This window comes from Faecalicatena sp., assembly GCF_058819085.1.
In genome coordinates this window covers 45,253-59,167 of record NZ_JBZUUL010000019.1, presented here as the reverse complement: position 1 = coordinate 59,167, position 13,915 = coordinate 45,253, and the positions used below count along the sequence as shown (strand labels likewise).

Annotated in this window: 8 protein-coding genes and 1 other annotated feature; of the genes, 7 read left to right on the top strand and 1 reads right to left on the bottom strand. The window is 45.5% G+C overall.

Going from position 1 to position 13,915, the window contains the following annotated elements:
* Nucleotides 1–54 precede the first annotated feature (54 nt).
* From thrC to AC4OGX_RS09340, 3 genes are all read left to right on the top strand, one after another.
* The gene (gene thrC, locus AC4OGX_RS09350; protein WP_493330041.1) at nt 55–1,548 is read left to right on the top strand and encodes a threonine synthase; all 1,494 of its coding nucleotides are present in this window, start codon (nt 55–57) and stop codon (nt 1,546–1,548) included.
* Nucleotides 1,549–1,551: 3 nt separating this feature from the next.
* Nucleotides 1,552–1,896 (top strand): hypothetical protein, encoded by a 345-nt coding sequence (locus tag AC4OGX_RS09345; protein ID WP_493330040.1) that lies wholly within the window; start codon nt 1,552–1,554, stop codon nt 1,894–1,896.
* A 267-nt stretch (nt 1,897–2,163) separates the two neighbouring features.
* Entirely contained in the window at nt 2,164–3,855 is a 1,692-nt protein-coding gene (locus AC4OGX_RS09340) for a phosphoenolpyruvate carboxykinase (ATP) (RefSeq protein ID WP_493330038.1), read from the top strand.
* Between the two features lie 275 nt (nt 3,856–4,130).
* On the opposite strand, the gene AC4OGX_RS09335 is transcribed toward AC4OGX_RS09340, so the two are convergent.
* Nucleotides 4,131–4,913: an EFR1 family ferrodoxin gene (locus tag AC4OGX_RS09335; RefSeq protein ID WP_493330036.1), complete on the bottom strand. Its 783-nt coding sequence runs from the start codon at nt 4,911–4,913 to the stop codon at nt 4,131–4,133.
* 214 nt (nt 4,914–5,127) lie between these two features.
* Nucleotides 5,128–5,360 (top strand) — a binding site (T-box leader).
* Between the two features lie 140 nt (nt 5,361–5,500).
* Here AC4OGX_RS09335 and pheS point away from each other — a divergent pair.
* The 4 genes from pheS (at nt 5,501) to AC4OGX_RS09315 (ending at nt 13,910) form a co-directional block, all read left to right on the top strand.
* On the top strand, nt 5,501–6,520 hold the full coding sequence (gene pheS, locus AC4OGX_RS09330) for a phenylalanine--tRNA ligase subunit alpha (RefSeq protein WP_493330035.1): 1,020 nt from the start codon (nt 5,501–5,503) through the stop codon (nt 6,518–6,520).
* A gap of 79 nt (nt 6,521–6,599) precedes the next feature.
* Nucleotides 6,600–9,017, top strand: coding sequence for a phenylalanine--tRNA ligase subunit beta (pheT, locus tag AC4OGX_RS09325; RefSeq protein WP_493330034.1), 2,418 nt, complete (start codon nt 6,600–6,602; stop codon nt 9,015–9,017).
* A gap of 80 nt (nt 9,018–9,097) precedes the next feature.
* Nucleotides 9,098–10,123, top strand: a complete 1,026-nt coding sequence (queA, locus tag AC4OGX_RS09320) for a tRNA preQ1(34) S-adenosylmethionine ribosyltransferase-isomerase QueA (protein WP_493330032.1) — start codon at nt 9,098–9,100, stop codon at nt 10,121–10,123.
* A gap of 322 nt (nt 10,124–10,445) precedes the next feature.
* On the top strand, nt 10,446–13,910 hold the full coding sequence (locus tag AC4OGX_RS09315; RefSeq protein ID WP_493330030.1) for a carbohydrate binding domain-containing protein: 3,465 nt from the start codon (nt 10,446–10,448) through the stop codon (nt 13,908–13,910).
* Nucleotides 13,911–13,915: the final 5 nt, after the last annotated feature.

Sequence of the window (13,915 nt, the reverse complement as noted above, 5' to 3'; positions counted from 1 at the left end):
ATGATATAATTCAGTGCAGTAACACAGTGAAGAAAGAAAAAGAGGGTAAAAAGAATGAATCTATTATACAAAAGTACAAGGAATGCAGAGAAAACAGTCACAGCCTCCGAAGCGATCTTAAAAGGTCTGGCAGAAGACGGCGGACTCTTCGTCCCTGTGGAGATTCCAAAGCTGGATGTAACAATGGACGCCTTAAAGAGTATGAGTTACCAAGAGACGGCATATGCAGTCATGAAACAGTTTTTCACTGATTTCACAGAGGAAGAGTTGAAACATTGTATCAACAGTGCTTATGATGAGAAGTTCGATACAGAAGTGATCGCGCCTCTTGTCAAGGTGGGAGATACCTATCACCTGGAATTATTCCACGGTGCAACGATCGCGTTCAAGGATATGGCATTGTCCATCCTTCCACATCTGCTTACCACAGCAGCGAAGAAGAATCATGTGACAAAGGAGATCGTGATCCTGACAGCCACATCCGGCGACACCGGGAAAGCGGCTCTTGCTGGATTTGCGGATGTTCCTGGTACCAAGATCATTGTATTTTATCCAAAGGACGGAGTGAGCAGAGTCCAGGAGCTGCAGATGGTGACACAGAAAGGGAAGAACACTTCTGTAGTAGCGATCCACGGCAACTTTGACAATGCTCAGAGCGGCGTAAAGGCTCTTTTTGAAGATAAAGAGCTGGAACAGGAGTTAAGCCGGGCAGGGTATCAGTTCTCTTCCGCCAACTCCATCAATATCGGCCGTCTGGTTCCACAGGTCGTATACTATGTGTACGCGTATGCGAAGCTGCTTGAAAACGAGGAGATCGAGAACGGCGAGGAGATCAACGTAACGGTTCCGACCGGTAACTTTGGCAATATCCTGGCTGCATATTATGCAAAACAGATGGGCGTTCCGATCGCTAAGCTGATCTGCGCATCCAATGAAAACAAAGTGCTTTTCGATTTCTTCCAGACAGGAAGATACGATAAGAACCGTGAGTTCGTGCTGACCTCATCCCCATCCATGGATATCCTGATCTCCAGTAATCTGGAGCGTTTGATCTATACGATCGCAGGAGGGGATGCACAGAAGAATGCAGAGCTGATGAAAAAGCTCAATACAGAAGGGGTATACGAGATCACGCCGGAAATGAAGGAGAAGCTGGCTGATTTTGCAGGCGGCTATGCAACTGAGGATGAGACAAAAGAGGTTATCCGGGATACATACCGCTCAACAGGTTATGTGATGGATACCCATACAGCGGTTGCGGCCCACGTATGTAAGGCATATAAGAACGAAAGCGGCGATACCAAAAAGGCACTGGTCGCATCCACTGCAAGCCCATACAAGTTTGCAAGAAGTGTGATGACAGCGATCGATGCTTCTTACGATACAATGGATGAGTTTGCCCTGATCGATGAACTGGAAAAAGCATCGGGAGTCGAGATCCCTAAGGCGATTGAGGAGATCCGCAATGCAGAGATACTCCATACAAGAGAGTGTGATGTGGATAAGATGAAAGAGACCGTGAAGATAATTCTCGGCGTAGAGGTGTAATGTATGGATAGTATGTTTGGTGCGATCAGTATCCTGATCTTATGCTGTGGTATTTACTGCCTGTATGCATATTTAAAAATGAAAAAGGATGGACATATCAACGAAGTACTTCTGCTAGGTAAGAATTACTCAGAACATAACTGTAAGGATAAAAAAGCATATATGGAAAAGGCGGTTCCGGCAGTTCTGATATTCGGTATCGCAACCACTCTGTATGGTGCTGTCGATGTGATCCATTTTTATGTGACTCCGATCCAGATTCTTGATTACATTGCGATGGCGGTATTTTTTGCTGCAATGGTCTGGTTCATGGTCTATACGACAAAATTAAAGAATAAATACTTTTAAATATGCGTTTAGTGAAATATTTAACAAGCGAGTTGCAAAAAAGAGCTTAAAAAGCGGTAAAAAAGAGATAAAATGAACAATATAAAGCGCGAAAATGCAGGAAATAAAAAACGGACTTGCATTTTCGTGCTTTTTTTAATGTATTTAATGAGAATTTCATAAATAAATGAATCTAAAGAGATAACCACTTTCAGTAAAAGTATTGACTTTTCAATACAAACATGAGATAATTGAACAAATTTCGATTTGAAGGAGGAAATTAACACTATGTCAACTAAAGCATATTATCCAATTAATGAAATTGGAAAAGGCAAACCAGGATTTTCAAAGACAAGATCCATCATTGAAGCAGCATTTTATGGAAACAACGTAGTTCCAGTTAACACATTAAAAGAGGCATATAATCTTGCAAAGAATTCACCGGGAACGATCGTTACAGACATGCCGGTATATAGAGGAGAAGAATTTGGTCTGGACGCAGATGCAAAGGTTCTTTTATTCAATGACGGTGCGATCACAGGACGTTACGCAGCAGCACGCCGTATCGCTGGCGAGCCGGGCGTAGACTGTGATAAATTAGACAAAGTGGCTATGGATGCTATTTACAGCGCACGCTACAAAAAACTGTATCATGCAACTGTATATGCAGGACTTGATCCGGAATTCATGGTAAAAGTACACCTCCTGATTCCAGAAGGCGAAGAGAATATCATGTACTCCTGGATGCTGAACTTCCAGTACATGTCAGACGATTATGTAAAGATGTACAAGAACTCTGTTGCAGTCGGTGACGGAAAAGAACCTGACATCTACATTTTCTCAGACCCACAGTGGACACCGGTTGCTCACCCAGGTGTTGATTACAGCTGCTTAAGCGATCCACAGACACTGTGCTACTTCAACACAGATACAAACTGTGCATGTATCCTTGGTATGAGATACTTCGGAGAGCACAAGAAAGGTACTCTTACTATGGTATGGGCGATCGCTAACCGCAACGGATACGCTTCCTGCCATGGCGGACAGAAAGAGTACACACTTGCTGACGGAAGCAAATATGTTGCATCTGTATATGGTCTGTCAGGATCAGGTAAGTCTACGATCACACATGCTAAGCATGACGGAAAATATGAGATCAAGGTTCTTCACGATGATGCTTTCATTATCAATACTGATACATGTGCATCTATCGCTATTGAGCCAACATACTTTGACAAGACACAGGATTATCCGACAGGATGCCCGGACAACAAGTATCTGCTGACAGCTCAGAACTGCTCTGCAACACTTGATGAGGACGGAAAAGTCCAGTTAGTAACAGAAGATATCAGAAATGGTAACGGACGTGCGATCAAGTCCAAATTATGGTCACCTAACCGTGTTGACAAGATCGACTCCCCGGTTAACGCGATCTTCTGGATCATGAAAGACCCAACCATTCCGCCGGTAGTGAAATTAAAAGGAGCATCCCTTGCATCTGTAATGGGAGCTACACTGGCAACAAAGAGATCTACAGCAGAGAGACTTGCTCCTGGCGTAGACCCGAATAAGCTGGTAGTTGTGCCTTACGCTAACCCATTTAGAACATATCCGCTGTCACATGACTATGCGAAGTTCAAAAAGCTGGTTGAAGAGAAGAACGTAGACTGCTACATCATCAACACAGGAGATTTCATGGGCAAGAAGGTACAGCCTAAGGATACACTTGGAATCCTGGAAGCGATCGTAGAGAAGAAAGCAGACTTCCATCAGTGGGGACCATTCTCAGACATCGAGATCATGGATTGGGAAGGCTTCGTACCGAACATGGAAGATGCTGAGTATGTATCACAGCTGAAAGCTCGTATGAATGACCGTGTAAACGAGATCAAAGCATTCGAGACAGCGAAAGAAGGATATGACAAACTTCCTGATGACGCACTTGCAGCAATCCAGAAAGTTGTTGACGAATTAAACTAGAATTAATGAGACATGATCGTGAGATGGAGCGCCTGACGTAAAGCAGGTGCGGTATGCCGCCGCAGAGGTTTCGTCCGGATGCGGAGGCTGGCCATTCACGAAGCGGTATGAGATAAAGCAGGCCGGATCTTATGGAGAAAGATAACATCCATAAGGTCCGGCCTGTTTTTTTTGTTGTATGCAGCTAAAAAACTTATCCTACGCCGATGTATTTATCCTCAATAAGGAAGGTCCCTCTGCCTCGATGGCAAAGAGACATCACAGGAGGGGGCGTCTTACAGGAAAATGTCTGCTGCTTTATCACTCTGACAGACTTTTGTGAGCTTTTTATAGGCCATTTTCATTTTAAAGCTGCTGACATGTTTTGCCTTTTGTTTACATCCGCGTACACATTTTGTACAGGTGATACACTTCTTTTTGTCTACCTTTTTAGGATCTGCGGCAGAGATGGCCCCAGACGGGCAAAGCTTAGCACATGCTCCACATTCTGTACAGAGACTGACATCTGTTTTGGGATATAGAGGGGTGCGGCTGTACTTACGGTATGGCGTGTTGCCGGGCACCTGGATCTTAATATTATCAAAATTTTCCTTCTGCCTGATGCGGCGGTTCAGCTGGATGCCGAAATCAGCGATTATCTTCATGTCCTCCTTGTTTGGACGGCTCAGTCCGATGGAACGTACAATGGAGTGCTCTGTCGGGAAAGCTCCGGCTCCGATGACTTTGAAGCCTCGTTTTTCTACCTCAGTCTTTAATTCCAGAAGTGCATCTTCATATTCACGGCATCCGTATGTAGCGATCAACGCTGCCGGAGTATGATCACCCTGCAGTGTATCAAAATATTCCAAAAATGTCTGCGGCACACGGCCGCTGTAAACGGGAATCCCAAAAAGAACGAAATCATTGCTTTTAAACTGCAGTGACGGCCTCTTTTCTTTGTGTACTGTAAGGTCAAAGGAAACAGATTTCAGTTCAATATTTCTGGCAGCCTCCATGATGACCCTGCGTGTAGTGCCTGTCGGGCTGAAATAGACGAGTTTCAATTCATTCATTTTCATAAACTATGGCTCCTTTATCAAAAATGGTAAGCTCGCAGGGAATACCGCGATACATGTCCTGTGAGCAATTACGGCTGTGCCGTAAATTATAAAAATAACTATACCATATAATGGCGGAAAAATCCCGGAAAAATAAAAAAATCTTGACATTCGAAAAGCTTATGTTACAATAATAAAGTGAATTCAATCAATTATTGAAGTAGTTAAATAAAAGTAAAAAGCGATGATCGTGTACAGTAGAGACCCATTTCCTATCAGAGAGAGAAAATCACTGGCTGAAAGTTTTCTTTAGTTCAGATGGCAATCGAAATTCCCACGCCAGCTGTGTCCTTGAAAGTTCGTTAAGAGTAGTAGAGGATGCCGTATGTTGTACGTTACACAAGACTAAGCGCCTGCAGTCAGCTGCGGGAATTAGGGTGGTACCGCGATATGAACTTCGTCCCTTTGTTGGGAGGAAGTTTTTTTTATGATATAGGAGATTCCTTTGGAATTTACTATATCATAAAAACCCTCCGGGGGATGGAAAATTGAAGTGAGCCTGCCCGCTTAGTTCTATTTTACAGGGAATATGAAAGGAGAAGAAATTCATGAAGGAAAAGTTGGAACAGATCAAAGAAGAAGCAATCGCACAGATCCAGGCTGCGGATGTTCCTGAGAAGCTGAACGAGGTTCGTGTCAGGTTTCTTGGTAAGAAAGGGGAACTGACAGCCGTCTTAAAAGGAATGAAGGATGTGGCACCGGAGGAGAGACCGAAGGTGGGACAGCTTGTCAATGAGACAAGAGCAGCCATCGAGTCTGTTTTGGAAGAATCCAGGACGATGATGGAGAAGGTCTTAAGAGAGGCGAAGTTAAAGGCAGAAGTGATCGATGTAACTCTGCCGTCCAAGAAGAATACGGTGGGACACAGACATCCAAACACCATTGCCCTGGAAGAAGTGGAGCGTATCTTCGTAGGGATGGGATATGAGGTCGTGGAAGGACCGGAAGTGGAATATGATCTGTATAACTTTGAAAAACTGAACATCCCTGCAGATCATCCGGCAAAGGACGAGCAGGATACCTTCTATATTAATAAGGATATCGTGCTGCGTACCCAGACATCACCGGTACAGGCACGTGTCATGGAGCAGGGAAAACTGCCGATCCGTATGATCGCACCGGGAAGAGTCTTCCGTTCCGATGAAGTGGATGCGACACATTCTCCTTCCTTCCATCAGATCGAAGGACTTGTGATCGACAAGAATATCTCCTTTGCAGACCTGAAAGGAACCCTGGAAGTATTTGCAAAAGAACTGTTCGGACCGGAGACAAAGACGAAGTTCCGTCCGCATCATTTCCCATTCACAGAGCCAAGCGCCGAGGTGGATGTAAGCTGCTTCAAGTGCGGCGGAAAAGGATGCCGTTTCTGTAAGGGATCAGGCTGGATCGAGATCCTGGGCTGTGGAATGGTACATCCGCATGTATTGGAAATGTGCGGCATCGATCCGGAGGAATATTCCGGTTTCGCATTTGGGGTCGGCCTGGAACGTATCGCTCTTCTGAAATATGAGATCGACGATATGAGACTGCTGTACGAAAATGATATCCGTTTCCTGAAACAATTCTAAAATGCATTCAGGCAATACAGAAAAGGCAAAAAAACGCTGAGAATAGAAAGTATGAGAATCAGAAAGTGAGGAAATAAGAGTGAATACTTCATTATCATGGATCAAGGCGTATGTCCCGGATTTAGACGTGACAGCGCAGGAGTATACAGATGCAATGACATTGTCAGGTACAAAGGTAGAAGGATTTGAGGAATTAGACGCAGATCTGGAAAATATCGTGATCGGACAGATCGAGAAGATCGACAAACACCCGGATGCGGACAAGCTGATCATCTGCCAGGTGAATGTGGGGAATATGTCGGTTCAGATCGTTACAGGCGCCAGCAATGTGCATGAGAAAGACAAGGTTCCGGTCGTACTGGACGGAGGACGTGTCGCGGGCGGCCACGACGGTTCCAAGACACCGGGGGGAATCAAGATTAAAAAAGGAAAACTGCGAGGCATCGAGAGCTGCGGCATGATGTGCTCCATCGAGGAGCTGGGTTCCACAAAGGAGATGTACCCGGAGGCACCGGATAATGGAATCTATATTATGCCGGAGGATGCCGAAGTCGGAGCAAGTGCGATCGAGGCACTGGGCCTGAACGATGTTGTGTTTGAGTACGAGGTGACCTCTAACAGGGTGGACTGCTACAGTGTGATCGGGATCGCACGTGAGGCGGCAGCAACCTTCCGTAAGGAATTTGTACCTCCTGTTGTGACAGAGACTGGAAATGACGAGGATGTCAATGATTACATCAAGGTATCTGTAGAAAATACAGACCTCTGCCCGCGTTACTGTGCAAGAGTGGTGAAAAATGTAAAAGTAGGACCGTCCCCAAAATGGATGCAGAGAAGACTGGCATCTGTGGGGATCCGCCCGATCAACAACCTGGTTGATATCACAAACTATGTGATGGAAGAATACGGACAGCCGATGCATGCCTATGACCTGGATACCATTGCAGGGCGTCAGATCGTTGTAAAGACTGCACAGGATGGAGATAAGTTCACCACACTGGACGGCCAGGAGAGAAACTTAGACAGCGATGTGCTGATGATCTGTGACGGTGAGAAGCAGATCGGGATCGCCGGGATCATGGGCGGAGAAAACTCCATGATCACAGACAATGTTCAGACGATGCTGTTTGAGGCTGCCTGCTTTGACGGCGTGAATATCAGAAAGTCCAGCAAGAGGGTAGGACTGCGTACAGACGCTTCCGGTAAATTCGAAAAAGGACTGGACCCGAACAATGCAAAGGCTGCCATCGACCGTGCCTGCCAGTTAGTAGAAGAGCTGGGAGCCGGAGAGGTAGTCGGAGGAACTGTGGACGTTTACGGAAAGGTAAAAGAGCCGGTACGTGTACCGTTTGATGCAGACAAGATCAATGCCATGCTGGGAACTGACATTTCAGAAGCAGAGATGCTGGGATATTTCGAGAAGATCGGACTGGAATACGATGCAAAGGCAAAAGAAGTGATCGCTCCGACCTTCCGTCACGATCTGTTCAGAATGGCAGACCTGGCAGAGGAGGTTGCTAGATTCTACGGATATGATAATATCCCGACCACACTGCCAAACGGTGAGGCAACCACAGGAAAGCTTTCCTTCAAGCTGAGGATCGAAGAGGTTGCAAGAAATATTGCAGAATTCTGTGGTTTCAGTCAGGGAATGACCTATTCCTTCGAAAGCCCGAAGGTATTCGACAAACTGCTTCTGCCAGAGGATTCTCCTCTTCGCAGAACCGTAAATATCATGAACCCGCTCGGCGAGGACTACAGTATTATGAGAACTACCTCCTTAAACGGAATGCTGACCTCGCTGGCAACCAACTACAACCGCAGAAATAAGGATGTACGCCTGTATGAGCTGGGTAACATTTACCTTCCGAAGTCTCTGCCGTTGACAGAGCTGCCGGAAGAACGGATGCAGTTCACGCTGGGAATGTACGGAAAAGGTGATTTCTTCAGCATGAAGGGCGTTGTAGAGGAATTCTTCGAAAAGATCGGTATGGAGAGGAAGGAAACCTATGATCCGAATGCAGGCAAGCCGTATCTGCACCCGGGACGCCAGGCAAATATCGTGTATGAGGGAAAAGTGATCGGTTATTTAGGAGAGATCCATCCTGAGGTTGCTGACAATTATGGGATCGGGGACCGCGCTTATGTGGCAGTGATCGATATGCCGGAGATCATGGAGTACGCAACCTTCGACAGAAAGTACACAGGAATCGCAAAATATCCTGCTGTAACCCGTGATATCAGTATGGTAGTACCAAAGAATGTGCTGGTAGGTGAGATCGAGAATGTTATTGAAAAGAAGGGCGGCTCTTATCTGGAAAGCTATGCGCTGTTCGACCTGTATGAAGGCGCACAGATCAAGGAAGGCTTTAAATCCGTTGCATATTCGATCGTATTCCGTGCAAAAGACAAGACTCTGGAAGAGGCTGATGTATCAGCGGCAATGAAGAAGATCTTAAAGGCACTGGAGGATATGGGAATCGAACTGAGACAGTAAGAAACCAGAAAATCTTTAAGGAGCAGTGAAGGCAGACATGTCGTCACTGCTCCTAAATCAGTAGAAAGAAGGAAATCAAGTTGAAGACAAGTGATTTTTATTATGACCTGCCCCAGGAACTGATCGCTCAGGATCCTTTAGAGGACAGATCCGGTTCCCGGCTGCTTGTATTAGAGAAAGAAACAGGAAAGATCCGGCACCGCATGTTCCGTGATATCATAGAATACCTTAAGCCGGGAGACTGCATGGTCATCAATGATACGAAGGTCATCCCTGCCCGTCTGATCGGATCTAAGATCGGTACGGATGCAAAGATTGAAGTCCTGCTGCTCAAACGGAAGGAAAATGATGTCTGGGAGACGCTTGTAAAGCCCGGGAAAAAGGCAAAGCCGGGTACCAGGATCAGCTTTGGTGACGGACTCCTGGTGGGAGAGGTCATGGATGTGGTGGAGGAAGGCAACCGCCTGATCCATTTTGAATATGAAGGGATCTTCGAGGAGATCCTGGACAAGCTGGGGCAGATGCCGCTCCCGCCTTATATCACACATCAGTTAAAAGACCGCGACAGGTACAACACCGTGTATGCGGCAAATGAGGGCTCCGCAGCGGCACCGACGGCAGGACTGCATTTTACGCCGGAGCTTTTAAAGACGATCGAAGAAAAGGGAATCGACATTGCCCGCGTTACTTTACATGTGGGGCTTGGAACCTTTCGGCCTGTAAAGGTGGATGATGTGACAGATCATCACATGCACTCCGAATTCTATCAGATAGAGGAAGAGGCGGCTGAGAAGATCAACCGTGCAAAAGAACACGGGGGCCGTGTGATCTGTGTCGGAACGACAAGCTGCCGCACCATCGAATCGGCTGCGGATGAAAACGGACGCTTAAAGGCATGCAGCGGATGGACGGAGATCTTTATCTATCCGGGTTACAGGTTCAAAGCACTGGACTGTTTGATTACCAATTTCCATCTTCCGGAATCCACGCTGATCATGCTGGTGTCAGCACTGGCAGGGAAAGAGCATGTGCTGAGTGCTTATGAGGAGGCCGTGAAGGAGAAATATCGGTTCTTCAGTTTCGGGGATGCGATGCTGATCGTATGATCCCCGTTTTAGGTGAGGCAGATGATTTGTATAATGCCGGGAAACCCGCATAAACAGAGGAGATCGGCCACTTATGGGGGATTCACAGGTATAAAGAGAGAGCACAGGATTATATAGATGAAAGGCACCATGATTTATGTGAATCATGGTGCCTTTCGTCTTTTGGGGAATTACGATCATAAAATTACGATACGGTAAAAATATATGAAAGGACATGAATCTGATATTTTTGCTTCTGATTTTGTATATATGAAACCATGAAAAAGGTAAAATGAAATCCAATTAGATGGTAAAAATATTATGAAATCAGGAGGGAAGATGTGTGTTAAAAAGGAGCAGGATAGTGGTGGGAATGCTGGCTGTATGTTTGTGTACATTGTTTGTGAAAACACCGGCAGCGGCAGCAGATTCCCCGAATCAGGAACCTAAAATATCTGTAACTACGGACAAGTCTGACTATTCAGGGAACCAGAATATTACGGAGATCGTCACAATTGAAACCGCAGAGGGAGGAGCAGTAACTGATGTAGAGATCAGAGCGCAGATACCAGAAAAGTTTGCAGCAGAAGATGGAGGGGAGGCACCGGACGAATGGGTTTTTGCTATTCCCAGAGTAGCAGAAGGAACCGTATCAGAGACAAAGGTTACATTTTACAGAAAGAATGCGGACCAAAATGATATAAAGGATAACGAACAGAATGACGGAAACAAAGATAATAATGGAGGCACCAACAGCAACCAGAACAATGCTGCCCCGGGAGATAAAACAATGCCGCGTACCGGCGATTCCGGCCGGATCCTACTGTGGCTGTTCATTGTACTGATTAGTATAATTTTGATTTTTATATTGGTGAGAAGGCTGAAAGGAAGAAAAAAAGGTACATTTCTTTTATTTCTGGTTATAGCCGGGCTTGCTGCCGGAAACCATGAGCTATTAGTACGGGCAGCGGGAAATGAAGCAGAAGAGAAGGTGGTAACACTGAACAAAGAGATTATGGTTGACGGTAAGAAGACAACATTAGCTGTAAAAGTGAAATATAAAATGGAGTTAAAGGATCATCCAGGGACGGAACCGGGAGAGGAGGAAAAACAGTTGTCGTATGAAGGCTATCATTTGAAATGGCAGGATGAATTTGAAGGAGATGTGCTGAACAGAGAAGACTGGAATGTAGAATTACATGCACCAGGATGGGTGAATGCAGAATTACAGGAATATGTGGATTCAGAAGAAAATATCTATTTGAAAGATGGGAAACTGGTATTAAAACCAGTTAAGACTGTGAATGAAAATGGAGAAGCATCCTATACATCAGGACGGATCAATACGCAGAACAAACAGAATTTTAAATATGGTATTTTTGAGGCCAGACTGAAAGTTCCCGAAGGAAAAGGCTATCTTCCGGCATTCTGGCTGATGGCAGCCGACGAGAATCAGTACGGCCAGTGGCCGAGATGCGGAGAGATCGACATAATGGAAGTGCACGGAAGTGACACATCGAAGTCTTACGGAACGATTCATTATGGTAATCCCCATAAGGAGAGTCAGGGGAGCAGCCAGTTAAGTGAAGGAAGTTTTTCTGATGATTATCATACGTTTGCGGTGGAATGGCTGCCTGGAAGAATCAACTGGTATGTAGACGGAAAGCTGTTCCATACGGAGGATGATTGGTATAGCAGGACAGAAGGGCAGGGCGAGATAACCTATCCGGCTCCTTTTGATCAGGAATTCTATATGATTTTGAACCTTGCAGTAGGGGGAAGCTGGGTCGGATATCCGGATGAGACAACAGACTTTGATCATGCGGCTTACGAGATCGATTATGTAAGGGTATATCAGAAGGACAGTTATGACGAGAATGTAACAAAGCCGGACCGTGAGGTCATACTCAGAGATCCGGATGAAAATGGAAATTATATCATAAATGGTGATTTTGCAGATGCGGAAGACCTGACAGATGAGAAGGACTGGAAATTTCTTACTGCGCTTGACGGAGAGGCAGACGCAGAAATTAAAAATAACATGATTCAAATACATACAGCCAACGGCGGCACTGCAGATTACAGTGTGCAGCTTGTACAGCCAAATCTCCCCATGAAAAAGGGCGGGACTTACCAGCTGTCTTTTGAAGCATGGTCAGAAGAAGGGCGAACCATAAAAGCAGGAGTGACTGCACCGGATAATGGCTATGTGCGTTATATGCCCGATACAACGTTTAACTTAACAACTGAAAAGCAGATCTATACCCATGAGTTTACCATGACACAGGAAGATGATGCCAATGGACGCCTTGAGTTTAATCTGGGGAATGTTATGCCGAAAGCGGATGTTTTTATTACAAATGTAACACTTAAGAAAACGGCTCAGGCAGAAGATACTGATGAGAAAAAGACGGTACTGGCGGATGGAAACTATGTCTATAACGGGAACTTTCAGGAGGGAAAAGGCCATCTGGGATACTGGGATATCAACGCTGATAATGCCGAAGTCAGTGTGACTGGTTTAGAGGATGGCAGGAGATTAAAGGTGACAGCGCCGGAAGGAACAACGCCGGAGAACCCGGTTATTATTTCACAGAGTGAACTTGCTTTATCTGCTGAGACACCTTATGCTTTTAGTTTCAATGCACAGGGAGATTCAGGAAAAAGGATACAGGCAGAAGTGGCCGGACAGTCTTTTTGGGCAGAATTAACTGGCGAGAATACGGCATATAGCTATAAATTTATGAAGTCCGGGGAAAACACGGCGAATGATGTAGTATTTATTATCAGCGAGCAGGGAACCTATTATTTAGATGCTGTCCGCATTGTTGATGATGCGCTGATCAAAAATGGAAGCTTCCAGGCAGGACTTGCAGGCTATGAGGTGTATGTGGATGGTTCGGCAGATGCATCCTGTGTGGTAGACAGTCTGACGGAAGACTACGCAGCAGATTTTACGATCTATAACACAGGAGATCAGGCGTGGAAGATTCAATTAAAACAGAACAATATAGAACTGGAAAACGGACAGTGGTACAGGCTTGCACTGGATGCAAAATCAAGTGTTGACAGACAATTAATGTTTGCCATTCAAAGAGATGGCAGTGCGGATGATGACTGGACTCCTTATTCAGGAGAGAAGATCGTAGATTTGACAAGTGACTATCAGACATTTACATTGGAATTTCAAATGAACCATCTTACAGACCTAAAGTCTATATTAAGTCTCTCCATGGGAGCCGTAGGGGGAACGCAGATAACAAGCCAGCACAGGATCTGCATAGATAATATCAGCTTAGAGAAAATAGATGCACCTGTGATTGAAGAGAAACCGGCAGGCGAGAATATGTTGAAAAATCCCGACTTCGCTGCCGGAAGTGAATCATGGGAAAGTGCTGTTACGCTGCCGGGAGAAGCCAATGTAGTATTTGAAGAAGGAAGTGCAGTTTATCAGATCAATAATGTGGGAAATGCTGACTGGAACGTACAATTGAAACAGGGCGGCATCACTCTGGAGGAAGGCTGCCGCTATAAAGTAACATTTAAAGCACACTCCACAGAAACGAGGACCATAAAGCTTGCGATGCTGACAGCGGCCTACGACTGGTATGGCGGAGCAGATATTGTCTTAACTGCGGGGGAGGAGAAAGAAGCAGAGGCTGAATTTTATGTAGATAAGCCAACGGATGCTAATATAACAATGGTAGTTTCTATGGGAGCAATAGAAGGAGAAGAGACACTGCCATCAACAGTCCGTTTGTCGGATTTCTCTTTAATCAAGTGCCCATCCGATTCAGAAGCCCTATAGGAAGG

Bases quoted from the DNA above. Each gene is read 5' to 3' on its own strand.
- thrC (WP_493330041.1), top strand. From the start codon at position 55: ATGAATCTATTATACAAAAGTACAAGGAATGCAGAGAAAACAGTCACA.
- AC4OGX_RS09345 (WP_493330040.1), top strand. From the start codon at position 1,552: ATGGATAGTATGTTTGGTGCGATCAGTATCCTGATCTTATGCTGTGGT.
- AC4OGX_RS09340 (WP_493330038.1), top strand. From the start codon at position 2,164: ATGTCAACTAAAGCATATTATCCAATTAATGAAATTGGAAAAGGCAAA.
- AC4OGX_RS09335 (WP_493330036.1), bottom strand. From the start codon at position 4,913: ATGAAAATGAATGAATTGAAACTCGTCTATTTCAGCCCGACAGGCACT.
- pheS (WP_493330035.1), top strand. From the start codon at position 5,501: ATGAAGGAAAAGTTGGAACAGATCAAAGAAGAAGCAATCGCACAGATC.